This window comes from Phenylobacterium zucineum HLK1 (assembly GCF_000017265.1).
In the GTDB taxonomy this organism is placed as follows: Bacteria; Pseudomonadota; Alphaproteobacteria; order Caulobacterales; family Caulobacteraceae; genus Phenylobacterium; species Phenylobacterium zucineum.
In genome coordinates this window covers 669,190-693,142 of record NC_011144.1, presented here as the reverse complement: position 1 = coordinate 693,142, position 23,953 = coordinate 669,190, and the positions used below count along the sequence as shown (strand labels likewise).

At 73.2% G+C, this 23,953-nt stretch carries 27 protein-coding genes; 14 read left to right on the top strand and 13 right to left on the bottom strand.

The window, feature by feature from the left end; all coding sequences use genetic code 11:
• Positions 1-40 precede the first annotated feature (40 nt).
• Complete coding sequence (locus tag PHZ_RS03485; RefSeq protein WP_041373098.1) at positions 41-493, top strand: BON domain-containing protein; 453 nt, start codon at positions 41-43, stop codon at positions 491-493.
• Here the strand turns inward: PHZ_RS03485 and PHZ_RS03480 are convergent.
• Entirely contained in the window at positions 490-1,155 is a 666-nt protein-coding gene (locus PHZ_RS03480) for a phosphoribosyltransferase (RefSeq protein ID WP_012521205.1), read from the bottom strand. The two genes, PHZ_RS03485 and PHZ_RS03480, sit on opposite strands and share 4 nt — an antisense overlap.
• Positions 1,156-1,233: 78 nt before the next feature.
• Positions 1,234-1,812 (bottom strand): hypothetical protein, encoded by a 579-nt coding sequence (locus tag PHZ_RS03475; protein WP_012521204.1) that lies wholly within the window; start codon positions 1,810-1,812, stop codon positions 1,234-1,236.
• Positions 1,813-1,908: 96 nt separating this feature from the next.
• Here PHZ_RS03475 and PHZ_RS03470 point away from each other — a divergent pair, with 96 nt between their 5' ends.
• Both PHZ_RS03470 and PHZ_RS03465 read left to right on the top strand, forming a co-directional pair.
• Positions 1,909-2,373: a host attachment protein gene (locus PHZ_RS03470; protein ID WP_236611865.1), complete on the top strand. Its 465-nt coding sequence runs from the start codon at positions 1,909-1,911 to the stop codon at positions 2,371-2,373.
• A 13-nt stretch (positions 2,374-2,386) separates the two neighbouring features.
• Positions 2,387-2,956, top strand: coding sequence for an HPF/RaiA family ribosome-associated protein (locus tag PHZ_RS03465; protein WP_012521202.1), 570 nt, complete (start codon positions 2,387-2,389; stop codon positions 2,954-2,956).
• Here PHZ_RS03465 and PHZ_RS03460 read toward each other — a convergent pair.
• The 4 genes from PHZ_RS03460 to PHZ_RS03445 form a co-directional block, all read right to left on the bottom strand.
• The gene (locus PHZ_RS03460) at positions 2,953-4,665 is read right to left on the bottom strand and encodes an adenosylcobalamin-dependent ribonucleoside-diphosphate reductase (protein WP_012521201.1); all 1,713 of its coding nucleotides are present in this window, start codon (positions 4,663-4,665) and stop codon (positions 2,953-2,955) included. The two genes, PHZ_RS03465 and PHZ_RS03460, sit on opposite strands and share 4 nt — an antisense overlap.
• A gap of 119 nt (positions 4,666-4,784) precedes the next feature.
• Positions 4,785-5,027: a DUF2188 domain-containing protein gene (locus PHZ_RS03455; RefSeq protein WP_041373097.1), complete on the bottom strand. Its 243-nt coding sequence runs from the start codon at positions 5,025-5,027 to the stop codon at positions 4,785-4,787.
• Positions 5,028-5,106: 79 nt separating this feature from the next.
• Positions 5,107-5,307, bottom strand: a complete 201-nt coding sequence (locus PHZ_RS03450) for a hypothetical protein (RefSeq protein ID WP_041373096.1) — start codon at positions 5,305-5,307, stop codon at positions 5,107-5,109.
• Between the two features lie 123 nt (positions 5,308-5,430).
• On the bottom strand, positions 5,431-6,327 hold the full coding sequence (locus PHZ_RS03445; RefSeq protein WP_041373095.1) for a lysozyme inhibitor LprI family protein: 897 nt from the start codon (positions 6,325-6,327) through the stop codon (positions 5,431-5,433).
• A gap of 160 nt (positions 6,328-6,487) precedes the next feature.
• On the opposite strand from PHZ_RS03445, the gene PHZ_RS03440 reads away from it, so the two are divergent.
• Positions 6,488-6,898, top strand: a complete 411-nt coding sequence (locus PHZ_RS03440) for a helix-turn-helix domain-containing protein (protein ID WP_012521199.1) — start codon at positions 6,488-6,490, stop codon at positions 6,896-6,898.
• A 16-nt stretch (positions 6,899-6,914) separates the two neighbouring features.
• On the opposite strand, the gene PHZ_RS03435 is transcribed toward PHZ_RS03440, so the two are convergent.
• Positions 6,915-7,535, bottom strand: coding sequence for a TlpA family protein disulfide reductase (locus PHZ_RS03435; RefSeq protein WP_012521198.1), 621 nt, complete (start codon positions 7,533-7,535; stop codon positions 6,915-6,917).
• On the opposite strand from PHZ_RS03435, the gene argH reads away from it, so the two are divergent.
• From argH to lysA, 3 genes are read left to right on the top strand one after another with little or no spacing between them, the layout of a single operon-like run.
• Complete coding sequence (gene argH, locus PHZ_RS03430) at positions 7,536-8,987, top strand: argininosuccinate lyase (protein ID WP_187149096.1); 1,452 nt, start codon at positions 7,536-7,538, stop codon at positions 8,985-8,987.
• Entirely contained in the window at positions 8,984-9,298 is a 315-nt protein-coding gene (locus PHZ_RS03425) for a hypothetical protein (RefSeq protein ID WP_041373090.1), read from the top strand. Before argH ends, PHZ_RS03425 begins: the two co-directional genes overlap by 4 nt.
• Positions 9,295-10,563 (top strand): diaminopimelate decarboxylase, encoded by a 1,269-nt coding sequence (gene lysA / locus PHZ_RS03420; RefSeq protein ID WP_012521196.1) that lies wholly within the window; start codon positions 9,295-9,297, stop codon positions 10,561-10,563. Before PHZ_RS03425 ends, lysA begins: the two co-directional genes overlap by 4 nt.
• A gap of 21 nt (positions 10,564-10,584) precedes the next feature.
• On the opposite strand, the gene PHZ_RS03415 is transcribed toward lysA, so the two are convergent.
• The 3 genes from PHZ_RS03415 to PHZ_RS03405 are packed head-to-tail and all read right to left on the bottom strand — an operon-like array spanning position 10,585 to position 12,462.
• Positions 10,585-11,049, bottom strand: a complete 465-nt coding sequence (locus PHZ_RS03415; protein WP_012521195.1) for a GNAT family N-acetyltransferase — start codon at positions 11,047-11,049, stop codon at positions 10,585-10,587.
• A 5-nt stretch (positions 11,050-11,054) separates the two neighbouring features.
• Positions 11,055-11,582 (bottom strand): phosphoribosyltransferase, encoded by a 528-nt coding sequence (locus PHZ_RS03410; protein WP_012521194.1) that lies wholly within the window; start codon positions 11,580-11,582, stop codon positions 11,055-11,057.
• Positions 11,575-12,462: a DUF3426 domain-containing protein gene (locus PHZ_RS03405; protein ID WP_012521193.1), complete on the bottom strand. Its 888-nt coding sequence runs from the start codon at positions 12,460-12,462 to the stop codon at positions 11,575-11,577. Before PHZ_RS03405 ends, PHZ_RS03410 begins: the two co-directional genes overlap by 8 nt.
• Positions 12,463-12,518: 56 nt before the next feature.
• On the opposite strand from PHZ_RS03405, the gene PHZ_RS03400 reads away from it, so the two are divergent.
• Genes PHZ_RS03400 through PHZ_RS03385 form a run of 4 tightly spaced genes read left to right on the top strand, consistent with a single transcriptional unit; the run spans position 12,519 to position 15,525 of the window.
• The gene (locus PHZ_RS03400) at positions 12,519-13,244 is read left to right on the top strand and encodes a cell division ATP-binding protein FtsE (protein WP_148216777.1); all 726 of its coding nucleotides are present in this window, start codon (positions 12,519-12,521) and stop codon (positions 13,242-13,244) included.
• Positions 13,241-14,185: a cell division protein FtsX gene (locus PHZ_RS03395; RefSeq protein WP_012521191.1), complete on the top strand. Its 945-nt coding sequence runs from the start codon at positions 13,241-13,243 to the stop codon at positions 14,183-14,185. Before PHZ_RS03400 ends, PHZ_RS03395 begins: the two co-directional genes overlap by 4 nt.
• A 3-nt stretch (positions 14,186-14,188) precedes the next feature.
• The gene (locus tag PHZ_RS03390; RefSeq protein WP_012521190.1) at positions 14,189-14,824 is read left to right on the top strand and encodes a YdcF family protein; all 636 of its coding nucleotides are present in this window, start codon (positions 14,189-14,191) and stop codon (positions 14,822-14,824) included.
• Positions 14,821-15,525 (top strand): lysophospholipid acyltransferase family protein, encoded by a 705-nt coding sequence (locus PHZ_RS03385; protein ID WP_012521189.1) that lies wholly within the window; start codon positions 14,821-14,823, stop codon positions 15,523-15,525. The genes PHZ_RS03390 and PHZ_RS03385 overlap by 4 nt, the downstream gene beginning before the upstream one ends.
• 6 nt (positions 15,526-15,531) lie before the next feature.
• Here PHZ_RS03385 and PHZ_RS03380 read toward each other — a convergent pair whose 3' ends face one another.
• Complete coding sequence (locus PHZ_RS03380; protein ID WP_012521188.1) at positions 15,532-16,071, bottom strand: gamma-glutamylcyclotransferase; 540 nt, start codon at positions 16,069-16,071, stop codon at positions 15,532-15,534.
• 35 nt (positions 16,072-16,106) lie between these two features.
• Here PHZ_RS03380 and PHZ_RS03375 point away from each other — a divergent pair, with 35 nt between their 5' ends.
• From PHZ_RS03375 to PHZ_RS03365, 3 genes are all read left to right on the top strand, one after another.
• Complete coding sequence (locus tag PHZ_RS03375; RefSeq protein WP_049758122.1) at positions 16,107-17,147, top strand: DUF2125 domain-containing protein; 1,041 nt, start codon at positions 16,107-16,109, stop codon at positions 17,145-17,147.
• 107 nt (positions 17,148-17,254) lie between these two features.
• Positions 17,255-17,875 (top strand): class I SAM-dependent methyltransferase, encoded by a 621-nt coding sequence (locus PHZ_RS03370; RefSeq protein WP_012521186.1) that lies wholly within the window; start codon positions 17,255-17,257, stop codon positions 17,873-17,875.
• Between the two features lie 200 nt (positions 17,876-18,075).
• Complete coding sequence (locus PHZ_RS03365; RefSeq protein WP_041373088.1) at positions 18,076-18,828, top strand: outer membrane protein; 753 nt, start codon at positions 18,076-18,078, stop codon at positions 18,826-18,828.
• 120 nt (positions 18,829-18,948) lie between these two features.
• On the opposite strand, the gene PHZ_RS03360 is transcribed toward PHZ_RS03365, so the two are convergent.
• Together PHZ_RS03360 and PHZ_RS03355 are read right to left on the bottom strand one after the other, a co-directional pair.
• Positions 18,949-21,984 carry a TonB-dependent receptor plug domain-containing protein gene (locus tag PHZ_RS03360; RefSeq protein ID WP_012521185.1) on the bottom strand — a complete coding sequence of 1,012 codons (3,036 nt, stop codon included), beginning with the start codon at positions 21,982-21,984 and terminating at the stop codon, positions 18,949-18,951.
• 58 nt (positions 21,985-22,042) lie between these two features.
• Positions 22,043-23,797: an amidohydrolase family protein gene (locus PHZ_RS03355; protein WP_012521184.1), complete on the bottom strand. Its 1,755-nt coding sequence runs from the start codon at positions 23,795-23,797 to the stop codon at positions 22,043-22,045.
• Positions 23,798-23,953 lie beyond the last annotated feature (156 nt).

The window sequence follows — 23,953 nt, the reverse complement described above, 5'->3', positions numbered from 1 at the left end:
CGGCGGCGCAGCCTGGGGCTTCCAGTTTGCGAGGCATCCCATGGACGACAAGGCCCTTCAGGAGGCCGTGGCGCAGGCCGTCGAGCGGCTGAGCGACGGCGCGCCGGTGGCCGCGAGCGTGGCCGGCGGCGTCGTGACCCTCACCGGCGCGGTGCAGGACGAGATGCGGCGCACGGTGATCGAGCAGGAGCTGCTGCGCCTCCCCGAGGTGCTGGACGTGCGCAACCACCTGCATGTGGCCGCGCCGGTGGGCGACCTGCGGACCCAGCTGCGGATCCTGCTCGAGACGCACGACGTAGACGCCGGCGGCATCGTCATCGAGGAGGCGGACGGTGCCCTGACGCTGTCGGGCACGGCGACGGGCTGGTTCGACCGCGACGCCGCCGAGCGCCTGGCCTGGACCCTGCCGGGCGTCGCCTCGGTCACCAACCGCATCGTCCTGCCGCCGGGCGCCGTCGAACCCGACGACGGCTCGGCAGGCCTTCCCAGCTAGGCCGGCGGCCGGGACGGCGGGAATTCCGCGAGGAGTTCCACCACCGTCTCGTCCTCCACCTGGCGGAAGTCGTCGTAGCAGAGGCCGATCGCGCCCCAGCGCAGGTCTTCCAGGCAGACCACCTCGTCGGCCTCGGCGCGCAGCTCGGGCAGCCGCTCGGCAGGCGCCACCGGGGTCGCCAGGATCAGCTTCGCCGGACCCCGCCGCCGCACGGCCCGCAGCGCCGCCCGCGTCGTGGCGCCCGTCGCCACCCCGTCGTCCACGACGATCGCCACCTTGCCGACCACCTCGGCCCGCGGCCGGTCCTTCAGGTAGCGCCGCCGCCGGCGCTCCATCTCGTCCAGCTCCCGCGCCCGGGCCGCCTCGAAGCCGGCCTCGTCCACGCCCACGGCGGCGATGACGTCCTCGTTGCGGACCGTCTCGGGCTCGCCCGCGTCGGCCACCGCGCCCATGGCCAGCTCCTCCTGGAAGGGCGCGCCGATCTTGCGCACGAGCACCAGGTCCAGCGGCGCCTTCAGCGCGCGGGCGATCTCCGCGGCGACGGGGACGCCCCCGCGCGGCAGCGCGAGCACCACCACGTCCTGTCCGCGACAGCCGGCCAGCGCCTGAGGAAGAGCCCGAGACAGCGCCTGGCCCGCCTCGACCCGGTTGCGGAACCCCATGGTCCGAACCTCCCGCCGCCGCCCCGCTTGAGACCGGTCGAGGCTGCGCTCCGCGGGGCTCCGGCGCAAGGCGGTCCGTCAGGGCGTCGCCGAGAGCCGGACCTCGGCCGCCGCCAGCGCCCGGTACAGCTTCCGGCGCCTGGCCAGCGGCTGCCAGTCGTAGAGGAAGATCTCCACCGGCCGCCAGTTGGCCACCCACCCCAGGATGATCAGGCCCTCGTCGAACACCCGCCCTAGGTAGCCGGGCCCCATCAGCTCGCCTAGCGCCCGGCCGGCGGCCACGCACACCACGAGCACCGTCAGGCCGATGGCCAGCGAGCTCCGCCCGACGCGGAAGAGGTCCCGCAGCTCCCAGCCGATCATCTCGGCGCGGTAGGCGAAGTAGTTGCGCATGGCCTCGCCGACGTGCGCCGCCTCGGCCCGTTCGGCCTCGGCGGCCGGCAGGTGGACGATGATCTCCATCGGCGCGCGCGGCATCTCGCCGGCCCAGCCGACGACGTACGCCTCGACCCGCTCGTCCAGGTCGCGCTCGCGGTAGGGCAACGGGTCCAGGCTGTGGAAGAGCTGGCCGATGTCGCGGATGCGCAGCTCGATCGGGCGGCGCCCAGCCAGATTGGGGACGCGAGCGGGGGCGCGGTTGCCGGCGTGGCGGGTCATCAGCTTCTCCTGCCGACAGGCTCGCGCAGCGCCGCGCGCCCACCTTGATCGGGGTCAATGTCCTTCGGAGGCGACGGCCTAGCCTTTCCTGGTCCCATGGAGGCCCGCGAGATGGTCAGCCCCGGCAAGGCGCTCTTCCTCATCACCGATGGCGGCCGGGCGCGGCTGGTGGAGCGCCGCAACGATCCGCCGCGCTACGTCACCTTCGAGGAGATCGACGGCGCCGCGCGCCTGAAGACCCTGCGCGAGGAGCTTCGCGCCTCGCCCCCCGCCCGATCCTTCTCCAGCATGACGCCGGCCCGCGCCGCCGTGGGGCGGGAGGATTACGTCCGGCCCGCCAAGGAGGCTTTCATCGGCGAGGTCGCCGACCGGGCCGCCGAGGTCTGCCGCCTCCGCGGCCTGGAGGGCGTGGTGATCGCCGCCCCCGCCCGGCTCATCGGTCCCCTGCGGGCGCGGCTGGAGGGACGCGCGCGCCTGGCCGGCGCGATCCGCAAGGACCTGACCAAGGCGCCCGACAGCACGCTCGGCGCGTGGCTCGACGAGACCCGTTTCAACCCGTGAGGCGCTGACCCCCATGCAACTGCCGCTGCAGATCACCTTCGAAGGGGGCCTTGAGCCCAGCGAGGCGCTGAAGCGCCGGATCGAGCGCGAGGCCGAGAAGCTCGAACGCTTCCACGACCGGATCACCTCGTGCCGCGTGGCCGTGATCGGCCGGGCCCACCGCCGCCGGCACGGCGACCTCTACGCCGTGCGCCTGCAGATCACCGCGCCCGGCGAGGCCGACGTGATGATCGACCGCAACCCGCCCCAGGACCACGCACACGAGGACGCCTTCGTCGCGGTGCGCGACGCCTTCGCCGCCGCCCGCCGGCGGCTGCAGGACCGCTACCGCCGCCAGCGCGGCGACGTGAAGGTTCACGAGGAGCCGCCGCAGGGCCGGATCGCCCGGCTGTTCACCGACGAGGGCTACGGCTTCCTCGAGAGCGACGACGGCCGCGAGATCTACTTCCACCGCAACGCCCTGGTGAACGGCGGCTTCGAGCACCTCGCCGTCGGCGACCGGGTCCGCTTCGCCGAGAGCGAAGGCGTGAAGGGGCCCCAGGCCTCGACCGTCCACCTCGTGAAGGGCGCCGCCCAGGCCTAGCCCGGACACCCGCCGGGCGCCGCGGCGATCACCTGCGCGCGCGCCGGCCGGAAGGCGGTGCAGCCCTTCAGCCCCCGCGCGTGCGCCCCGGCGTAGATCCGCGCGAAGTCCTCGAAGGGGGTCTCGACCGGGACGTTGACGGTCTTCGAGATCGCCTGGTCCACGTAAGGCTGCAGCGCCGCCTGCATGTCGAGGTGCGCGTCCGCGGGGATGTCGTGGGCCGCCGCGAACGCCGGCGGAAGGCCGGCGGCCTCGCCCGTCGCGCGCCGCCACAGCGCCACCGAGGCGGCCGTCCAGCGGACGGCGCGGGTCTCCCCGGGGCTCGTGCGCAGGGTCCGTTCCTGCACGGCGGCGAAGATCGGCTCCAGCCCGGGCGAGATCCCGCCCGCCAGCAGGCTGATCGATCCGGCGGGCGCGACGGCGAGCAGGTGGCTATTGCGCAGCCCGTGCCGCGCGATGGCCGCGCGCAGCGGTTCCGGCAGGCGCCGCGCGAACGGCCCGGCCAGCAGCCGCTCCGCCTCGCAGGCGGGGAAGGCGCCCTTCTCCCGCGCCAGCCCGGCCGAGGCGCCGTAGGCCGCGTCGCGGATCGTGCGCATCGCTTCACCGGCCGCCCGCAGCGACGCCGCCTCGCCGTACCGCAGCCCCAGCATCACCAGGGCGTCGGCCAGGCCGGTGATCCCGAGGCCGATCCGGCGCGTGGCCCGCGCCTCGTCGGCCTGGGCGGCGAGCGGGAAGGCCGAGATGTCGATGACGTCGTCCAGCAGGCGCACCGCCGCCGCCGCCGCCTCTGCCAGGCCGGCCAGGTCCAGGCGCGCCTCGGGCGTGAAGGGCGCGGCGACGAAGCGCGTCAGGTTCAGCGAGCCCAGGTCGCAGGCGCCGTAGTCGGGCAGCGGGACCTCGCCGCAGGGGTTGGTCGCCGCCAGCCGCTCGCGCCAGGCCAGCGGGTTCTCCGCGTTGATCCGGTCGATAAACAGCACCCCCGGATCGCCGGTCTCGTAGGCGCAGCGCAGGATGCGGGTCCAGAGGCCCCGGGCGCGGACCGTGCGCACCACGGGGCCCGTCTCCACGGGGAACCTCAGCGGCCAGTCGGCGTCCGCCGCGACCGCCGCCATGAAGGCCTCGGTCACCGCCACAGAGAGGTTGAACCGGCTGAGCGCGCCGGGCGCGGTCTTGGCCGCGGCGAAGGCCTCCACGTCCGGGTGGTCGCAGCGGAGCGCGCCCATCAGCGCGCCCTGACGCGTCGCGCCGGCCAGGAACACGCGGCACGCGGCGTCCCACAGGTGCAGGTAGCCGACGGGCCCCGGCGCCGGCGGCCCCCGCTCCGCGGCCGCGCCGGCCGGCGGCGCCCCCGAGACGTCGCAGCCGACGCCGCCGCCCGCCCGGAGGGTCGCCACCGCCTCCCGCAGGGCGTCCAGCGCCCGGTCGGCCTCGGCCCCGGGTCCAGGCCCGAATGCGGGCAGGACGAAGCAGTTGAACAGCACCGCGGCGGGATCGCCCGCCCCCGCCTGGATCCGCCCGCCGGGGAGGAAGCGGAAGTCCTCCAGCAAGGCCCGAAACCGTCCTCGCCAGAGCCCCGGTTCGCGCTCCACTGCGGCGGTCGCGGCGGCGATGCGGGCCCAGGTGTCGGCGACCGCGGCCTCTCCGGGGGCCCGGTACTTGGCCTCCCACACCAGGCGGGAGAGCTCGGCGCCGGAGAGCTCAGCGGCCAAGGCGCGCCTCGCGCGGGAGCCGGCGGGCGCTGGGGCATGGCGGGCGTGCGGCGAGGGCGGTCATGGCGGCCTCCGCGGGCGAGCGTGTCCCGCTCCCCGGCCGGCCGCCTTGACCCGGGTCAAGCCGGGGTCGGCTCCGGCTCCGCCCCGGAGAGCGGCGGGCACACGAAGCGCCCCGCCAGGCTGCCGTCCCGCGCGTGGACGTGCAGCTTCACCGGAAAGCCCGCGGCGGCGAGCGCCTGGGCCACGCGGCGGCCCGCGGCCTCGGCCCTGGCCCCGCTGCGGAAGATCATCTCGTTGTCGATCCCGTCGGATCGGACGGCCCAGCCGAGGTCGGCGGGCGTAACGGACACCGTCTTCATCGTGCCTCCCCTTTTCTGTTGGACGGGAAGGGCATCTAGGGCCGGCGGGCGCCCGTTCAAGGGCCCGCCCGCGCCCGGGTCAGGCGTCGCAGGCCCGCAGGGCGTGGGCCACGTGGAACGAGCCGGAATGGGACAGGACGATCCAGTCGCCACAGTGGGCGACGACCGGTCCCTCGGGGGTGCGGACCTGGACGGCGGCGGCCTCGGCGACGGCCTGGGCCTCGTCGCCCAGCCAGCTCCACAGCACGGCCCAGCTCTTGCGGTCGTGCGGCGGCGGCACGCGCAGCGCCGCGCCATGGTCGAAAGGAGGATGTGAACGGATTACTCGCATGGGTCCCGAAGACTGCTGCCCCGACCCGGCAGACTCGGGGGTGCTTCGGTCACCAAGAGCTTAACCGGCCGGTCAGGTGGGCGGCGTGGTCCGCGCGGCTTCGGCCGCGGCGTTCAGCTCGCGCACGCGGCGCGCGTAGAGGTCGGCGAGTTCGGCGCGGCTGCCGGCGGCCTCGCGCTGCGCCCGCCACTCGGCCTGGCCGCGGTCGATGGCCAGCGGATCGGCGCCCGCGGCGAGCGCGCGCTCGTAGGCCGCCTTCATCCGCCGGTCCTGGACCTTCAGCGTCGGGCTCTGGCAGACGAGGCGGTCGGCGGTGGGCAGGCCCCGGCAGGGCGAGGCGGCCTTGCGCGCGGGCGCCGGGCGCGGCGGCGCGGACGCATCGGAAGGCGCGGCGGGCGCGGGTGGTCCCGCCGCCTGCGCCGCCGGCGTCGTCTCGGCCGCTGGCGCGATCCCCGTCACGTCCCGCATCAGGCGCTGCACCTCGGCGATGCGTGCGTCCGGGTCGGCGTCCGGCAGGGCCGCCTGCACCATCGCCAGCCGGCGCGCGCCGCTCTTGCCCGCCGGCTCGTCCCGCACCGCGCCGGTGAACAGGTCGAAGGCCAGGCAGAAGTCCAGGATGCGCGGATCGCCCCGCAGCGACTGCGCGCAGCTCTCGGCGAAGCGGGCGAGGCCCTCGGGGCCGCTGTTGGCGTAGACGAGGCCGAACTCCTCGTAGGCGCGCCGCACCTGCTCGGCGTCGGCGGTCGGGCCGGCGAGGCGGATGGGCGCCGGCGGCGGCCGGACCTCGATCTGGTTCTGGAAGGACGGTTCGGAGGGCGAGGCGAACCACCAGGCCAGCCCGCCCGAAAGCGCCACGGCCGCCAGCGCGCCGGCCACCAGCGGGGCCTTGCGCCGGGCAGGCGGCGGGGCCGGCGGAAGCTCGGCCTCCTGCCGCAGGTCGTCCCACCACACGTCCGCTGGCCCCGGCATGGCTGTGCAACACCCGAGCCACGGCCGAGGTTGCATCCGCCGCCCTGCGGCTCGGAAAAAGCTTTGCAGGGCTGCAACAAGGGCCTTTATTGGAAAGTCTGGATAACGCGGTTCGGGGGGAGCCGCTTGTACGTTGTCCGGGGCTATGGAGGGAGAATTCATGTCCGAGACGTCCACCAAGGCGCCCGACCCGATGGACATTGCTCTCGGAGCCGCGGTCCGCATCCGGCGGCGGACGATCGGCATGTCGCAGGAGGCGCTGGCCGAGCAGTGCGGGGTCAGCTTCCAGCAGATCCAGAAGTACGAGAACGGCGCCAACCGGATCTCCTTCTCGCGGCTGGTCCAGATCGCGCGCGCCCTGCGCTGCCGCGTCACCGACCTGATGGACGTGTTCGACGGGCCCGACCGCGAGACCGCCACGGACCTCGACCTCCTGACCCGCATGCGCACGCCGGGCGCGCTCGAGCTGCTGGCGGCCTACGAGCGGCTCGCGCCCGAGGCCCGCAGCTCGCTGGTCAGCCTGCTGCGTACGGTCGCGCCCGAACGGGTCAAGGAATCCGAGGCGGCCTGAGGCCCGCCCCGAGCTCTCAGTCCGCGGCCAGGGCCTTGTCCACCAGGGCGCGGGCCTCGGCGCCGGCCCAGTCGGCCTCTCCGGCCACGCGGCCCATCTCCATGCCGTCCTTGCCGTAGATCACCGTCGTCGGCGCGCCCTGGGCGGGCGGCTGCAGGCGGAACGGCAGCTTCATCTCGCGGTCGTGGTAGAACTTCAGCGGGTCGTTGCTGGCGATGAACAGCTTGGCCGCCGCCGCCTCGCCGGCGGAATCGATGCTGACCGCCACCACCTCGACGGGCTGGCCCGCGTAGGCCGCCTGCAGCTTGGCCAGCGTCGGCATCTCGACCTTGCAGGGGGCGCACCAAGTCGCCCAGATGTTCATCACCACGACCTTGCCCTTGAAGTCGGCGATGCGCACCGGCTTGCCCGCCTCGTCATAGAACGCGTAGTCCGGCGGCGCGGTCGGCGCCTCGGGCGGAGTCCACTTGCTCATCAGGGTCTTGGCCGCCGGCGCGCCCGCCGTCGTCGCCGCCGGCTTGGTGGAAGCCTGAGCGATGATGTAGAGAACCGCCGCGACGCCCAGGAGGGCTGCGCCCCAGAGGGCCCACGTCAGGACGCTCCTGGGTTTGGTGCTGGCCGCTGGACCTTCGCTCATATGACCGACAACTCCTCTGATGCGCCCGGCGGGACCGCTCCGGCGGGCCAGACGCCTACGGGACAGGCGCCCACGGGACAAGCCATGTGGGGCGGTCGGTTTACGGACAAGCCCGCCGAATTGATGCAGGCGATCAACGTCTCCATCGGGTTCGACAAGCGCCTTGCGGCGCAGGACCTGGCGGGGTCCCGCGCGCACGCGGCGATGTTGCTCAAGGCGGGAGTCATTTCAAGCGAGGACGAGGCGCAGATCCAGGAGGGCCTGGCCGCCATCGAGCGCGAGATGGCCGAGGGGACCTTCCCCTTCCGCGACGAGTTCGAGGACATCCACATGAACGTGGAGGCCCGGCTGCGCGAGCTGATCGGGCCCGCCGCCGGCCGGCTGCACACCGCCCGCTCGCGCAACGACCAGGTGGCGCTCGACTTCCGCATGTGGGTCCGCGACGCCTGCGACCGGACGATCGGGCAGCTCAGGGCTCTGCAGGGCGCCCTGCTCGCCAAGGCCGAGGCCCACGCCGACGCGATCATGCCCGGCTTCACCCACCTGCAGCCGGCCCAGCCGGTGACCGTCGGCCACCACCTGATGGCCTATGTGGAGATGTTCGGCCGCGACGCCGCGCGCTTCGCCGACGCCCGGGCGCGGATGAACGAGAGCCCGCTGGGCGCCGCCGCCCTGGCCGGTTCGCCCTTCCCGATCGACCGCCAGATGACGGCCGCCGCGCTGGGCTTCGACCGGCCCACGGCCAACTCCCTGGACAGCGTCTCCGACCGCGACTTCGCCCTGGAGAGCCTGGCCGCCGGCTCGATCTGCGCCATCCACCTGTCGCGGCTGGCCGAGGAGATCGTGATCTGGATGACGCCGCAGTTCGGCTTCGTGAGGCTGTCCGACGCCTTCACGACCGGCTCGTCGATCATGCCGCAGAAGAAGAACCCCGACGCCGCCGAACTGGTCCGGGCCAAGGCCGGCCGGCTGCTCGCCAGCTTCCAGCAGCTGGCGGTGGTGATGAAGGGGCTGCCGCTGACCTATTCGAAGGACATGCAGGAGGACAAGGTCCCCACCTTCGAGGCCTTCGACGCGCTCGAGCTGTCGCTGCGCGCCATGGCCGGCATGGTCGCCGACCTGCAGCCGAACGTGGCGGCGATGGCCCGGGCGGCCGGCTCGGGCTTCTCGACCGCCACCGACCTCGCCGACTGGCTGGTGCGCGAGCTGAACCTGCCCTTCCGCGACGCCCACCACGTGACCGGCGCGGCCGTGAAGCGGGCCGAGGAGCTGGGCCAGGAGCTTTCGCAACTTTCTCTGGACGAGCTGCAGAAGCTGGACCCCAGGATCACGGCTTCGGTCTACGATGTGCTGACGCCCGAGGCCTCGGCGCGCAGCCGCCGCAGCTACGGCGGAACCGCGCCCGACCAGGTGCGGGCCCAGATCAAGCGTTGGAAGGACCTCCTGGCATGAGCCGCAAAATCCAAACCGGCGCCGCGGCGCTCGTCCTGATCCTGGCCGCCGGCCTCGCCGGCTGCGGCAAGATGGGCCAGCTGGAGCGCCCCGGCCCGCTGTTCGGCGCCGAGCGCAACACCACCCGCGACGCCGACAACGCCCAGCGCAAGCGCGACCCCGCCCGTCCCGTGGACACCGTCGATCCGCGCGACCGCTCGACCGACCCGGCGCCGCCGCGCACCCTGCCGATCGAGGGCACCTCGCCGAACCCCGGCCGCACCGCGCCCCAGGGCGCCCTGCCCGACCCGTACGCCAACCCGCGCCGATGAACCATTTCGAGCTCCGCGGGGGCGAGCTCTTCTGCGAGGACGTGCCGCTGGCGCGCATTGCGCAGGCGGTCGGCACGCCGGTCTACGTCTATTCGTCCGCCACGCTAGAGCGGCACTACACCGTGCTGCGCGACGCCCTCGTGGCGCACGGGGTGAAGGATCCGCTGATCGCCTTCGCCGTGAAGGCCAACTCCAACGTCGCCGTGCTGCGCACCCTCGCGCGCCTGGGCGCCGGGGCGGACGTCGTCTCCGAGGGCGAGGTGCGGCGGGCGCTCGCCGCGGGCGTGCCGCCCGAGCGCATCGTCTTCTCCGGCGTCGGCAAGACCGAGGCCGAGGTGGCCTTCGCGCTGCAGGCCGGGGTGGCCGAGATCAACGTCGAATCCGAGCCCGAGCTCGACCTCGTCGACCGGGTCGCCCAGCGCCTGGGCGTGCGGGCGCAGATCGCCATCCGGGTGAACCCCGACGTGCAGGCCGGCGGGCACGAGAAGATCTCAACCGGCAAGTCCGAGAACAAGTTCGGCGTCTCGTTCTCCGAGGCCGAGCGCCTCTACGCCAAGGCCTCGAACCTGGCCGGCGTCCGCCCCGTGGGCGTGGCCTGCCACATCGGCAGCCAGATCACCGACCTTGCGCCCATGGCCGAGGCCTTCGCCAAGATGCGCGGCCTCGTCGAGCGCCTCCAGCGCGAGGGCCTGCGGGTCGAGCGCCTGGACCTCGGCGGCGGCCTCGGCGTGCCCTACTTCAACCAGCCCGAACCGCCGTCCCCCGACGACTACGCCGCCATGATCGCCGAGACGGTGGGCGGTCTGGACGTCGGCCTCGCCTTCGAGCCCGGGCGGATGATCGCCGCCAACGCCGGCGTGCTGATCGCCGGCGTGACCCACGTCCACGAGCGGCCCGAGGGGCGGCGCTTCCTGGTGCTCGACGCGGCCATGAACGACCTGATCCGGCCGGCCATGTACGACGCCTACCACGACATCCGGGCGGTGCGGCCGCGCGAGGGCGAGGCGCGTCCCTACGACGTGGTGGGCCCGGTCTGCGAGACCGGCGACACCTTCACCCGCGACCGGGCCCTGCCGCCGCTGGAGCCGGGCGACCTCGTGGCGTTCATGACCGCCGGGGCCTACGGGGCGGCGATGGCCAGCGAGTACAACTCGCGCCTGCTGGTCCCCGAAGTGCTGGTGAAGGGCGCCGAGTTCGCCGTGGTCCGCCCGCGGCCGACCTATGACGACATGCTGGCGCGCGAGCGGCCCGCGCCCTGGCTGTGAGGCGCCGTCACAGGTCCCCTTTCAAAGGTCGAGGTGCATGAACTGGCTGAAGGCGTTCGGCCGGTAGTCGGCGAACGCCTCGCCCGGCGCGAAGCCGCGCGTCCGGTACATGCCCAGCGCCGGCTCGAAGGCGGGCCCGCGGCCGGTCTCCAGGCTCAGCCGCGTCAGCCCGCGCCGGCGCGCCTCGGCGACGATGTGGTCCAGGATCGCCGCGCCCACGCCCTTGCGCAGGTGGTCGGGATGGGTCCGCATCGACTTGATCTCGCCCGTGCGGTCGTCCAGCGCCTTCAGCGCCCCGATCCCGGCGATCGCCTCGCCCGCCCAGGCGCTCCAGACGGTGATCCCCGGCTGCTGAAGGCCCGACAGGTCCAGGGCGAAGACGTTCTCCGGCGGCGAGGTCTCGTGCATCCCCGCCAGGTGCAGCGCCAGCAGCGCTCGGGTCTGCTCGTGGCTGAGGTCGTCCTCGCGGATCGTGAGCGCGGGCATGGTCCCTAGTCCATCGCCCCGATGTACGGCAGGCCCCGCATCTGGCCGGCGGCGTCCATGCCGTAGCCGACCAGGAACCGGGCCGGCGCCTCCCAGGCGACGAAGTCGGGCTCGATGGCGCGGGGCGTGGGCCAGGGCTTGCGCGCGAACACCGCGGTCAGCACCTCGGTCGCGCCGGAGTCCCTCACCAGCCGGGCCGCCTCCGACAGCGACAGGCCGGTGTCGAACACGTCGTCCACCACCAGCGCCTTGCGGCCGGCGATCGGCCGCTGAAGGTCGGCCCGCACCTCGCAGCGGCCGCTGGAGATCCGCTCGTCGCGGTACGAGGCCAGCCACAGGGCGTCGAAGCGCACGAACCGGCCGAGCCTTCCCAGCGCCCGGGTCAGGTCCGAGCAGAACCAGAGGCCTCCGGTCAGCAGGCAGACCGCCACCGTCTCGTCGTCGATGCGCGGCGCGATCGCATGCGCCAGGGCGTTCACCCGCTCGGCGATCTCCACCTCGGACAGCAGGACGACGGGCTCGGCGTCAGCCATGGCCGGCCGGCAGCGGCTGCGCCTCTATGGGCTCGGGTCCGAGGACGGCCTCGACCGGCTGGGCGGCGGACGGGGCGGCCGCGGCGCCTTCCGCCTCGAAGGCGATGTCCAGGGTGGCCGAGCCCGCGGGCGGATCGGGGATGGCGATGGCGAAGTAGCGCTTGGCGCCCGGCGGGATGTCGGCGTTGAGCGGCCGGGCGATGCGCGCGGCCACCGGCTTGCCGGCCCGGTCCAGCAGGCTGACCTTCAGCGCGGGGGCGGTCACCGTCTCAGAGCGGGTGTTGCGGATCGCCCCCGTCACCGACAGCACCGGCCGGCCGCCCTGCAGCGCGGCCTGGGACTTCACGTCGTCGAACACCAGGCCCAGGCGGTCGGCGGGCAGCCCCACCGCGGCGAAGAGCCCCGCGCTGGCCGGCCAGACGCGGGCCACCTCGGCCCGGAACATCACGACGGCGGTCACCGCCGCCACGGTCGCGGCCACGCCGGCCCAGGCGAGCGCGGCGCCCGCGCCCGCGCGCCCGGCCCTGGCCGTCGGACGGGGCGGCGTGCGGCGGGGGCGGCGAACGGTCTCCTCCGCGTCGGGTTCGGCGGCCGCGTCCGCGGCCTGAACGTGGGCCTCGGCCGCGCCGGCCGCGGGCGGGGCGATCTCCTCCTCGCGCCCGTCGGGCCCCACCGCCACGATCTGCTCGGGCGGGTCGGGTTCGTAATCCTCGACGTCGGAAGCGGGCGCCGGTTCAGGCGCCGGGTGGGCCTCGGCCATGTCGCGGAAGGCGCGCCAGCGCTTGCCGCACGACGAGCACTTCACCGTCCGGCCTTCCGGCGGCACCCGCGCCTCGTCCACGAAATAGCTGGTGGCGCACTCTGGACAGGTCAGTATCATGACGCCGAATCGGACGCTCCAGCACCCTCACTCCGAGGTCGCCGATTTCGGCCCGCATGTCCAGAAAACCAAACGCCGCCGCGGTCCAGGAGGCCGCCGACGAAATCGTCCGCTTCGACGACGTGTCCATGCGCTATGGCCGCGGGCCCGAGGTGCTGTCCGGCCTGTCGTTCGCCCTGCCGCGCGGCTCGTTCCACTTCATCACCGGCCCGTCGGGCGCCGGCAAGAGCTCGCTGCTCAAGCTCATCTACCTGGCCGCCCGGCCGTCGGCCGGCGTCGTGCGCCTGTTCGGCGAGGACACCGGCCATGTGGCGCATCGCGAGCTTCCGCGGCTCCGGCGCCGGATCGGCGTCGTCTTCCAGGACCTGCTGCTGCTCGACCACCTGTCGGCGTTCGACAACGCCGCCCTGCCGCTGCGGATCGCCGGCCACCGGCCGTCCGAGTACCGCGGCGACGTCGCCGAGCTGCTCGCCTGGGTCGGGCTGGGCAAGCGCATGGGGGCCCTGCCGCCCACCCTCGCCGGCGGCGAGAAGCAGCGGCTGGCCATCGCCCGCGCCGTCGTGAACCGTCCCGAGATCCTGCTGGCCGACGAGCCGTCGGGCAACGTGGACCATGAGATGGCGCTGCGCATCTACCGCCTGTTCGTCGAGCTGAACCGCCTGGGGACCACGGTCGTCATCGCCACCCACGACCAGGACATGGTGGCCCGCGCGAACAAGCCGGTGCTGCACCTGGAGGGCGGACGGCTGGCCGCCCTGGCGCCGCAGGGCCCCGCCGCATGAGCCGCACGCCCCAGGCGCAGACCAGGACGCAGACCCGCAAGGTCCGCGCCGCCGAGCCGCCGCTCGACGTCGCCGCCTGGCGTCCGGCGCCGTTCCTGCCGCGCAGCGACGCCCGCGACCCGGCGCTGATCTTCGTCATCGCCGTGCTCTGCTTCCTGGCCTGCCTGACGACGCTGTTCGTCATCGCCGGCGACCGCGCCGCCGGCGGCTGGGCCGCCCAGCTCACCGGCGAGGCCACCGTCATCGTCCGGGCCAGCGGCGGCGAGACGCCCGACGCCGCCGCCGCCCGCGCCGCCGAGGCCCTGGCCGGCGTGCCGGGCGTGGCCGAGGCCCGCGCCCTCGAACGCGAGAAGGCCTACGAGCTTGTCCGTCCCTGGCTGGGCGACGTCAGCGACCTCGACGACCTGCCGGTGCCGCGCCTGGTGGCCGTGACCCTCGACCGCGAGACCCCGGCCACGGGCGAACAGCTCACGGGCGCCCTGAAGGCCCAGGGCCTCGACGCCGTGGTGGACGACCACTCGGTCTGGCTCGACGACATCCGCCGCGCGGCCGGAGTGGTCCGCTGGACGGGCGCCGGGATCTTCCTGCTGATCGCCGTCGCGGCGGGCGCGGTGGTCGCCTTCGCGACGCGGGCCGGCCTCGCCGCCCGGCGCGACGTGGTCGAGGTGCTGCACCTGGCCGGCGCCGAGGACGGCTACATCGCCCGCCTCTTCCAGCTCCGGTTCGCCGGCGTCGCCGCCGTGGCCGGCGCGGTCGGCGCGGCCGGCGCGGCCCTGCTGGGCGCCCTGCTGCGCCTCGTGGGCGGCGGCGAGGGGATCACCCCCGCCCTGCCGATCGCCTGGATCGACCTCCTCGCCGTCCTGCCCTGCCCGCTGCTCGCCGCCGGGGTGGCGGCGGTCGCCGCGCGCTTGACCGCGACGCGCCTGATCCGCGACCTCTAGGGGATGAAGTCGGTCGCAGCCTTCCTGGTGCTGGCGCTGATCTGGTTCGCGGGGCTGTTCGCCTACGCGCACCGGGTGCAGCAGTCGACGCCCGCCCGGCTGCCGCCGCCGGCCGACGGCATCGTCGCCCTCACCGGCGCGGGCTCCAAGGAACGGATCGCCGCCGCCATCGGCCTCCTAGAGGACGGCTACGGCCGGCGGGTCCTCGTCTCCGGCGTCAATCCCGAGGCCAGCCGCGAAGACATCCGCAACCTCTCCCGCGCCGTGCGCCGGCTCTACGACTGCTGCGTGGACCTGGGGTTCACCGCCGCCGACACCGTCGGCAACGCCCGCGAGACCGCCGAGTGGACCGAGGCGATGCGCTACCGCAGCCTGACCATCGTCACCGCCGACTACCACATGCCCCGCGCCATGCTCGAGCTGCGGGCGGTGTTCCACGGAACCGGCGTGCGGCTTTCGACCTACGCCGTGCCGACGCCGGCCCTGAAGTCCAGCCACTGGTGGCGACAGCCGAGGGCCGCCCGCTTGATGGTGGTCGAGTATTGCAAGTATCTGGCGATCCTCGGCCGCGAGGCGGTGCTGGGGCTCGGGCCCCGCGAAGCGCCGCTCGAGACGGCGCAGCAGAAGGCCACGCCGTGACCGCGGTCCGCTCCCTCGCCTATGTGGCGCTCTTCTATCTCTGGACGGCGGTGGTGGCGGTGCTGGCCACGCCCATCCTGCTCGGCCCGCGCCGCTGGACCTTCGCCCTGTTCCATTTCTGGGGCCGGGGCGTCGTCGGCATGCTGCCGATCTGCGGTATCCGGGTGGAGGTGCGCGGACGCGAGTTCATCCCGTCGGGCCCTGCGCTCGTCGCGCCCAAGCACCAGTGCATGCTGGACGTCTTCGCCCAGTTCACCTGGCTGCCCCGCACCGCCTTCGTGATGAAGAAGGAGCTGGCCTGGATCCCGTGGTTCGGCTGGTACGCCGCCAAGTCCGGCGCCATCGTCATCGACCGCGAGGGCGCTTCGAAGACCATGCGCCAGGTGATCCGCGAGGGTAAGGAGCGCTTCACCCGCGGCCAGCAGGTGGTCATCTTCCCGGAAGGCACCCGCAAGGCGCCCGGCGCCCCGCCCGACTACAAGCCCGGGATCGCCGCGCTCTACCGCGAGCTGGACGTGCCGGTCTATCCGGTGGCCACCAACGCCGGCGTCCACTGGCCCGCCCACGGCTTCAAGCGCGTCCCCGGCGTCATCGTCTTCGAGTACCTGGAGCCCATTCCCCCGGGCCTGAAGCGCGCCGAGTTCATGCGCATCCTCGAAGAGCGCATCGAGACCCGCTCCCGCGAGCTGATGAGCCTCTAGAGGCGGCTATCCCGCCGCCAGCTCCCGCGCCTCCACCAGCCCCAGCAGCTGCTCCATGCCCTGGTCGCGGACCCCAAGCTCGCGCAGGTGCTCCACGAGGTCGCGCAGGTAGTCGACGTTGCGGCCCGACAGTCCGCGCGCCCCGGCGATCAGCTCGGCCTGCCGCTCCAGCGACAGGGCGCCGGCCCACTGCGGGTGGCGCACGTCGGACAGGAACACCAGGGAGGCCGCCCGGCGGCCGTCGGCCAGGCGCACCGCGCGGCTCGCCTCGATGTAGGTCTCGGTGGGCTGCTCGCGGTCCTTGAGGTAGGCGTAGACCTCCGGCCAGTCGCCGTCGGCCACCCGGTAGGCCACGCCGCGGGTCGCCCCGCCGGGGGCCAGGCCCAGCACCAGCCCCGGCCGCTCGTAGGTGCCGCGGTGATGGACGGAATAGATGCAGAAGGCGCGCCGGCGGCCGTGTAAGGTGGCCGCCTGCCGCTCCGCGAAGGGAAACCCCGGCCGCCACATGAGCGACCCGTAGCCGAAGACCCAACGTTCGTCCGTCATCCCGACCCGCAAAGCCTCACACCCGAAGAATGTCTGTGCCCGATCCGACCCCGCCCCGCAAACGGAGCCGCCTTGGCCTTTTCCTGCCGTTCGTCCTCGCCGGGCTCGTGGCGATCGCCTGGACCGCCGCCTGGTTCTGGGCCCGCGGCGAGGCGCAGGCGCGGATGGACGCGGGCGTCGAGACCCTGCGCCGGGCGGGCTACCAGGTCAGCTGGAAGGAGCGCTCGGTCGGCGGCTATCCCTTCCGCTTCAACATCACCCTGACCGAGGCGCGGGTGCGCGAGCCGTCCGGCTGGGGCCTGGAGGCGCCGGTGCTGGAGGGCCAGGCCCGCGTCTCCTCCCCCACCAGCTGGGTGATCGCCGCCCCGCAGGGCGCGACCTTCGTGCGGCCGGTGGGCGGTCCGGTGCAGGTGACGGGCAAGGTGATCCGCGCCAGCCTCACCCACCTCTCCGAGACGCCGCCCAGGTTCTCGTTCGAGGGCGTGGACCTCGCCTTCCAGCCGGCCGCCGGCGCCCAGCCGTTCGGCCTGCAGGCCGCCAAGCGCGTGGAGTTCCACCTGCGCGGCAACGACGAGCTCGACGAGGGGCTGGTCTCCGTCCGCGTCGACGAGGGGCGGGCGCGGCTCGCGGGCCTGCTGGGCCGGATCGCCGGCGAGCGGCCGGTGTCCATCGTCTGGAACACCACGCTGACGAAGATCTCCGCCTTCCAGGGCCGCGACTGGCCGGACGCGGTCCGCCGCTGGACCGGGGCCGGCGGGCGGATGAACCTGCGCGAGGCCGGGGTGACCGCCGGCGAGGCGGTGCTGGGGGCCAGTTCGGGCTCGCTCGGCGTCGGCGCCGACGGCCGGGTCACCGGCAGCCTCGACGTGACCCTGCGCCAGGCGCCGCGGGCGCTGGACGCCATGGGCGAGACCGGCGTGATCGCCCAGGAGCAGGCCGCCGCGGCCGCCGCCGTCGCCGAGGCGCGCGAGGGCGCGGGCGAGGTGGCGCGGGCGGTCATCTACTTCCAGGCCGGTCAGACCACTCTCGGACCGGTCGCGCTCGGCCCCGCCCCCAAGGTGTACGAGCTTCGCTGACGCCGATCTCGGACGGATCATGCAAGCCATCTATGAGGCGGCGCGGACAGGCCGTACGGTGAAGCTGGCCTAGAAGCTGACCTGAGACGACGACAAGGGAGGACGCCATGGCCTCGTTCTACGACCGGGTCATCCTGCCCAAGCTCCTGCAGTGCGCCTGCTCGGCGCCGCCGATGATGAAGCAGCGCGAGAAGATCGTGCCGCAGGCCAGCGGCAAGGTGCTGGAGCTCGGCATCGGCATGGGGCTCAACCTCGCCTTCTACGATCCGGGCAAGGTCGAGAGCGTCACGGGCGTCGATCCCGCCCCCGAGCTGCGCGCCGCCGCCCAGGCCGCCCCGCACGATCCGCGCCTGAAGGTGGACGTGCAGGACGGGACCGCCGAGGCCTTGCCGTTCCCCGACAGGAGCTTCGACTGCGTGGTCTGCACGTTCACGCTCTGCTCGGTGCACACCCCGACCCAGGCCCTGGCCGAGGCCCGCAGGGTCCTGAAGCCCGGCGGCCGCCTCCTCTACTGCGAGCACGGCCTGGCGCCCGACCCGGGCGTCGCGGCCTGGCAGCGGCGGGTGAACCCGGTCTGGAAGCGGATCGCCGGCGGCTGCCACATCACTCGCCCGGTGACCTCGGCCATCGCGGCGGCGGGGTTCAAGGTCCGGCGCAGCGACAGCATGTACCTGCCGAAGACCCCGCGCATCCTGGGCTGGAACGAGTGGGGCGAGGCGACCGTCTGACGAGGCGTTCTCCGAACATGAATTTTCGGTAACACCCCTTGAAATCGGAACACGTCACCGGCGTGACGGCGGCCAGGGGGCATGTTGTTGCACGAATGGCACAGGCTTGCGGCAAAGGCTGTCGTACGGCCCAGCTTCGCCTTGAGCGCTCCCCCGGCGCTCACTAGGTGCCCGCTCCCCAAGTTAGGAGTGGGATCACAATGAAGAAGAACCTGTTCGCCGCGGCCGCCGTCGTGGCCTTCCTCGGGTCGGCTGTGGCCGCCAACGCCCAGACCATCGGTCACGTGGGCGCGAACTATTCCCGCGTCGAGGCCGACACCGTCCTGGGCGACGCCGAAGGCGACGTCTGGCAGGCCGAAGGCTCGGTCCGCTTCGACGCCGGCTCGCTGGGCGCGGCCATCGACGGCTCGATCACCGACTACGAAGGCGACACCGCGTTCGGCGCCACCGGCCACCTGAACACCCAGGTCGCGGGCGGCCTGCTGGGCGGCTTCGCGGGCGTCGAGACCAACGATGACGTCACCCTGTGGGGCGTCGGCGTCGACGGCCAGTTCAACCTGGCCCCGACCACCACCCTCTACGGCCAGGCCGGCTACGGCAATTCGGACGACCTCGGCGACGCCGACCTGTGGGCCGTCCGGGGCGAGCTGCGCCAGTACGTGACCGACGACTTCAAGCTGCAGGCGTCGGCCGGCTTCGTCACCGCCGACAGCCGCTTCGGCGACTTCGACGGCTGGAACTTGGGCGCCGAGGCCGAATACAAGTTCACCGGCTCGCCGGTGTCGGTGCTGGTCGGCTACGACCGCTTCGACTCGAACGACCTGGACCTGGAGTCCGACACCTTCCGCGTCGGCGTCCGCTACACCTTCGGCGGCTCGATCCGCGAGCGCGACCAGTCGGGCGCGGCGCTGGGCTCGGTGGCCAAGCTGTTCGGCGCGGGCCTGATCCGCTAAGCCGCGGCCGCAAGGCCAAGGCCCAAAAGGAAACGCCCCGGGGACCCCACTCCCCGGGGCGTTTTTCTGTCCGCGAGCCCGGCCGGACCCTCGCGGGACCCGGCCGGGACGGCGCCCGTCCTAGAAGGACTTGCGCACGCTCACGTACCAGTAGCGGCTGTAGGGCTGGTACAGCTCGGCGAAGTAGCCGGACTCGGCCAGCGGCGGCTTCTCGTCGGTGAGGTTCCGCACGCCCACGCGCAGGCGAGTGTCGCTGGTCCAGCCGTCGGTGAACTCGTACTGGGCGTACAGGTTCGCCGTGATCTGGGAGTCGATCACCCAGTTGCTGCCGGTGGAGTCCGTCAGGTCCAGGTCCTCGACATCGCCGATGTACTGGGTGAAGGCGCCCACGGTGAACTGGTTGTAGCGCCAGGTCGCCGAGGCCGACCACTTCCACTCCGGACGGCCGTCCTGACGGATCAGGTCGCCGCCGCCGGTGATCGTCGTCCCCGCATTGATCTCGCCCGCGGCCCGCGCCTCGAGCAGCTCGGCGATGGCCGGCGAGGGCTGGCGGTAGAACTTGATCAGGTGGGCGGCGTTGAACGCGAAGTCGAAGTCGCCGAACCGGTCGGTCGGCAGGTTCCAGATCACGCCGATGTCGAGGCCGCGGGCCTCCTGCGGCAGCAGGTTCTGGTACTGGTCGCTCACGTACAGCACCGAGCCCACCGGCGCGAGCCCGGTGCCCTCGAAGGCGGCGATGTCGTCCGCCGTCGGGTCGGCCCGAACGACGGCGGGGTTCGAGCCCCCGTTCACCCGCGCCAGGTAGTCGGCGATCAGGGCGTTGCCCTCGCCGAACAGGCCGACGATGCCCTTCTGCTTGATGCGCCAGTAGTCGGCGGTCACCGTCACGTTTCCGAGTTCCGGCGGCAGGAAGCGCGGCTGGAACACCACGCCCAGGCCGAAGTTCTCGCTCTCCTCCGGCTTCAGGTCCTGGTTGCCCGAGCGGCGCGCGGTCGTGGATTGCGAGCGCGAGCAGTCCGAGAACGCGTTGATGCGGCCGGCCCGCAGGTCGGCCTCGCAGCGGACCCAGTCGGTGCGGGTGTTCGAGCGGGTCACCAGCGTCGCGTTGATCTGCTCCAGGTTCGGGGCCTTGAAGCCCTCGGCCCACGAGCCGCGGATCCGCAGGCCGTCGAAGATGTCCCAGGCCGCCGCGATCTTCGGCTTGGCCACGCTGCCGACGTCCGAGAAGTCCTCGAAGCGGCCGGCGAGCTGCACCTCGATGGCGTGGACGAAGGGGATCTCCATGTCCGGCGAGACGACCGGGATGGCCAGCTCGGCGAACGCCGAGGTCACCTTGCGCGAGCCCTTGGTGTCGGGCGAGGGCGACGAGCCGATCAGGTCGTTGCCATACACCGCCCCGGTGACCATGTCGGTGAAGACGATGGTGCCGTCGAGGCGGTCGTCGCGGTCGTCCTTCTGGGTCTCACGCCGCCATTCGACGCCGGCCGCGAAGCCCACGTCGCCGCCCGGCAGGGCGAACAGGTCGGGCTTGGAGACCTTGAAGTCGGCCAGGGCCAGCGAGCTGGTGGAAACCCGCTTCGTGCGGATCGAGATAGCGTCGATCGCCGCCTGCGACGACGGCGTGGCGTCGCCGATGCTCGGATTGGCCGGGTCGCCGCCGTTAAACGGGTTGTAGGCGTCCGGCGTCGAGAGCGCGAGCTGCTGCTGGAGCAGGGTGGCGCTGATGCCGTCCGACACGTCCTTGGCCTTGGCGCGCGAATAGACGAACGCGCCTTCCCAGCGGAAGCCGAGCTTCTCGCCGCGCAGGCCCAGCAGCGAGCGGGTCTGGGTGAGGTTCACGTCGACCTCGTTCGGCCCCACGTCCACGAAGGCGTAGCTGCGGATCACGACCGGCAGGCCCGCCGCCGGGGCGTTGATGCCCGCCAGGCGGTTCGGGTTGGCCTGGCCGTTGGCGAACACGCTCGGGCCGAAGGGATTGTAGTAGTTCGACGCCGGCACGGTGATCGGCAGCGACGTCAGCGTCGTGGTCGGGCCCTGAACGCTGTGGCTGACGGCGTTGTAGTAGCCCATCTCGCCGAACAGCTCGATGTCGTCGGTCAGGTCCCAGTTGCCCGCCACGAAGCTGTTGAAGCGCTCGACCTCGGGGATCACCGAGGTGTTGTAGGTGGCCTGGTTGTAGCGCAGGTCGCGGTCCGCGCCGCTGGTCGCGGGGGCGGCGTCGTCGATGCAGTAGGATCCCAGGCTGACGCGGCAGCCGTCCCAGCCGGTGGGCTGGGTGTGGAAGGCGCCGGCGCTCGAGGTGACCAGCGTCCCGTTCTGGCGGACGCCGACGTTACCCAGGGTCTGCAGCGAGCCCCAGGGCGTCTGGGTGATGCGGCTGTCCAGGCTGCCCGCGCCCTCGAACCGGGTGCCCACGAACAGCGGGCGGCGGTCGGACGAGGCGGTGTATTCCTGGTCCCAGGCGCGCAGGGACGAACGGTCGGTGTAGTTCAGGAACAGGGTCAGGTTGCCCCGGTCCCAGTTCTTGCCGGCGAGCACGTTGAACTCGGTCTCGCTGAGGTTGGTGCCCTCGGCCTCGCCGTACTGCGCGTCGATCTGCAGGCCGTCGAAGTCGTCCTGCAGCACGGTGTTGACCACGCCGGCCACGGCGTCCGAGCCGTAGAGGGCGGCGGCGCCGTCACGCAGCACTTCCAGCCGCTTCAGCCCGCCCACCGGAATGGCGTTGGTGTTGTAGGTCAGCACCGGCACCAGGTTCTCGTCGGCCCGGCTGGTCGGGTGGGCCACCACGCGGCGGCCGTTCAGCAGCACCAGGGTGTTGCCCACGCCCAGGCTGCGCAGGTTGACCGAGCCCACGTCGCCGCGCGCCGAGTTGGACGAGTTCGGCAGGTAGGCCGAGTTGAAGTTGACGTCGCCCATCTGCGGGATCGACCGGAAGAGGTCGTCGCCGCTGGTCGCGCCGATGGCCCGGATCTGGTCCTCGCCCACCACCGTCACCGGCACCGGGGCGGTGATCTTGGAGCCCTCGATCTGCGAGCCCACGACCACCAGTTCCTCGACCGTGGCGTCGTCGGCCGTCTGGGCCAGCGCCGGGCCGGCGCCGAGCGCGCACAGCACGGTCGTGCCCAGCATCATGCTGCGCCATGACTTCATCTGCATCCGTCTATCCCCTTCTCTCTCTTTGTTGTCCCGCTGCTGACCGCCCCCCTTCGGCCGGTCAGTAGAAGCTCACGTTGTCGACCTCGAGCCACAGCTTGGCGCCCGCCGGGCGCGAGCCGCCGAGCTCGACCTCCAGGAGGTCCGCCCCCGTCCACGGCGCGTCCGAACCGCCGCGGCCGGGCGCCCGCTTCAGGTCCGCGAACGGCACCTCGATGGTCCGCCAGCCGGGGCCGGCCTCCACCTCCGCGCGCCAGCGGCCGTCCAGGGTGTTGATGTTCAGCTGGTAGACGCCGCCGTCGCCGCGCGCGTCGAAGCGCACGCCCTTGAAGCCGGTGGCGTCCACAGGCCGGACCGAGCCGCGGGTCAGCGGCAGGATCACGCTGGCGTTGGGCGCCGCCTCGATCGACATCTTCGCCGCCAGGGCCAGCGCCTTGCCGCCCTGGGGCCGGTCGATGGTCTGGCTGACCTGGACCGTGCGGTCCATGCCCCCGTCCATTCCGTCGGTGCGCAGGGTGTCCAGGCTGGTGCGGCCGTCGGCGCGCTCGAAGTCGTCGATCAGGGCCTTGGCCGGCGCGGGCGCCAGGGCGGTCCGGGCGTTGCCGGCCGGCAGGGCGATCCCCGGCCCGACCACCTGCCGCCCGTCGATGAACACGGCGTAGGTCTTCCGGGTCTCCGAGACGTCGCGCCACGGCTGGCCGTCAATCAGCACCAGGTCGGCCCGCTTGCCGGGCGCGATCACGCCGCGGTCGTCCAGGCCGAGAGCCCGCGCGGCGTTGGCGGTGCCGGCGACCAGCGCCTCCGAGGGCGTCAGGCCGGCCCTCACCAGCAGCTCCATCTCGTGCAGCGTCGAGACGCCGTGCGGCGTGCCCGTCATCCCGGCGTCGGTGCCGAGCGCCACCGGCACGCCGGCGTCGTGCAGGACCTTCACGTTGCGCAGGGCGTAGTCGAACTTGCGGAACGACTGCTTCACCCGCGGGGAGTCCATGTCCTTGGGCGGCGCCTGGCCGGGCTTCACCGGCTCGTAGACGGCCAGGGTCGGCGCATAGATCAGGCCGCTGGCCTTGATCGCCGCCACCGCCTCGGCGTCGACCTCGCGGTCCTGCAGGCTGTGGGCGATGATGTCCACCTTGGCCCGGGCGGCGACCTTGCCCCGGTCAACGGTGACGGTGTGGGTGGTCACCGGCACGCCGGCCTTGTGCGCCTCGTCCGCCAGCGCGGTCAGCGCGTCCTCGTTCATGCTGGTGTTGTCGGGCGAGGTCCCGTAGCGCCAGCCGTCGATGAACGCCTTGATGAGGTCCGGCTTGTAGGGAACGACCTCGCGGATCGCGGCGCGCGCCGACTCGGGCGTGGTGATCCAGCGGGTGGTGTTGGTGTCGGCCCAGTCCGCGCCGTGGCCGCCGGGGGTGCTGATGCGCGCGGTCATGCGCACGTGCGGCGCGGCCAGCTCGGACAGCCACGCGCGGCGCGGCGCCCAGGCCTCGGGCGCCTGGTGGTAGTCGGCCACGGTCGTGACCCCCGAGGTCACGTAGGCGGTGGCGATCTGCGGCAGGGCGGCCGGCGCCCCGTTCGGGGTCCAGTGGGTGTGGACGTCAATGAAGCCGGGGAGCAGCGCCTTGCCGCGCGCCTCGACGATCCGCACGCCGCGCGGACGCTTCAGCTTCGGCCCGACCTCGGCGATCCGGCCGTCGCGGATCAGCACGTCCGCCGTCCGCGGGGCCGCCCCCGTGCCGTCGAACACCGTGGCGCCCGCGATGAGCGTGGCTCCCGAGGCGCCGGACGACGCCGCCTCCGACGACGCCGACGCGCCAAGCATTCCGAGCGCGACGATGCACGCCGCGACAGCCGCCCTGTTCCCCAACATGTCGATCCCTTACCGCCGATAAGCGACGCCCGCATCCCCCGACGGCGCCGCTGGGGCAACCCGCCGCGCAAGTTTTTGCCGTCCCGTGGCCGAAAAGACGCCATCGCA

Bases quoted from the DNA above. Each gene is read 5' to 3' on its own strand.
- PHZ_RS03485 (WP_041373098.1), top strand. From the start codon at position 41: ATGGACGACAAGGCCCTTCAGGAGGCCGTGGCGCAGGCCGTCGAGCGG.
- PHZ_RS03480 (WP_012521205.1), bottom strand. From the start codon at position 1,155: ATGGGGTTCCGCAACCGGGTCGAGGCGGGCCAGGCGCTGTCTCGGGCT.
- PHZ_RS03475 (WP_012521204.1), bottom strand. From the start codon at position 1,812: ATGACCCGCCACGCCGGCAACCGCGCCCCCGCTCGCGTCCCCAATCTG.
- PHZ_RS03470 (WP_236611865.1), top strand. From the start codon at position 1,909: ATGGAGGCCCGCGAGATGGTCAGCCCCGGCAAGGCGCTCTTCCTCATC.
- PHZ_RS03465 (WP_012521202.1), top strand. From the start codon at position 2,387: ATGCAACTGCCGCTGCAGATCACCTTCGAAGGGGGCCTTGAGCCCAGC.
- PHZ_RS03455 (WP_041373097.1), bottom strand. From the start codon at position 5,027: ATGAAGACGGTGTCCGTTACGCCCGCCGACCTCGGCTGGGCCGTCCGA.
- PHZ_RS03445 (WP_041373095.1), bottom strand. From the start codon at position 6,327: ATGCCGGGGCCAGCGGACGTGTGGTGGGACGACCTGCGGCAGGAGGCC.
- PHZ_RS03440 (WP_012521199.1), top strand. From the start codon at position 6,488: ATGTCCGAGACGTCCACCAAGGCGCCCGACCCGATGGACATTGCTCTC.
- PHZ_RS03435 (WP_012521198.1), bottom strand. From the start codon at position 7,535: ATGAGCGAAGGTCCAGCGGCCAGCACCAAACCCAGGAGCGTCCTGACG.
- argH (WP_187149096.1), top strand. From the start codon at position 7,536: ATGACCGACAACTCCTCTGATGCGCCCGGCGGGACCGCTCCGGCGGGC.
- PHZ_RS03425 (WP_041373090.1), top strand. From the start codon at position 8,984: ATGAGCCGCAAAATCCAAACCGGCGCCGCGGCGCTCGTCCTGATCCTG.
- lysA (WP_012521196.1), top strand. From the start codon at position 9,295: ATGAACCATTTCGAGCTCCGCGGGGGCGAGCTCTTCTGCGAGGACGTG.
- PHZ_RS03415 (WP_012521195.1), bottom strand. From the start codon at position 11,049: ATGCCCGCGCTCACGATCCGCGAGGACGACCTCAGCCACGAGCAGACC.
- PHZ_RS03410 (WP_012521194.1), bottom strand. From the start codon at position 11,582: ATGGCTGACGCCGAGCCCGTCGTCCTGCTGTCCGAGGTGGAGATCGCC.
- PHZ_RS03405 (WP_012521193.1), bottom strand. From the start codon at position 12,462: ATGATACTGACCTGTCCAGAGTGCGCCACCAGCTATTTCGTGGACGAG.
- PHZ_RS03400 (WP_148216777.1), top strand. From the start codon at position 12,519: ATGTCCAGAAAACCAAACGCCGCCGCGGTCCAGGAGGCCGCCGACGAA.
- PHZ_RS03395 (WP_012521191.1), top strand. From the start codon at position 13,241: ATGAGCCGCACGCCCCAGGCGCAGACCAGGACGCAGACCCGCAAGGTC.
- PHZ_RS03390 (WP_012521190.1), top strand. From the start codon at position 14,189: ATGAAGTCGGTCGCAGCCTTCCTGGTGCTGGCGCTGATCTGGTTCGCG.
- PHZ_RS03380 (WP_012521188.1), bottom strand. From the start codon at position 16,071: ATGACGGACGAACGTTGGGTCTTCGGCTACGGGTCGCTCATGTGGCGG.
- PHZ_RS03370 (WP_012521186.1), top strand. From the start codon at position 17,255: ATGGCCTCGTTCTACGACCGGGTCATCCTGCCCAAGCTCCTGCAGTGC.
- PHZ_RS03365 (WP_041373088.1), top strand. From the start codon at position 18,076: ATGAAGAAGAACCTGTTCGCCGCGGCCGCCGTCGTGGCCTTCCTCGGG.
- PHZ_RS03360 (WP_012521185.1), bottom strand. From the start codon at position 21,984: ATGCAGATGAAGTCATGGCGCAGCATGATGCTGGGCACGACCGTGCTG.
- PHZ_RS03355 (WP_012521184.1), bottom strand. From the start codon at position 23,797: ATGCTTGGCGCGTCGGCGTCGTCGGAGGCGGCGTCGTCCGGCGCCTCG.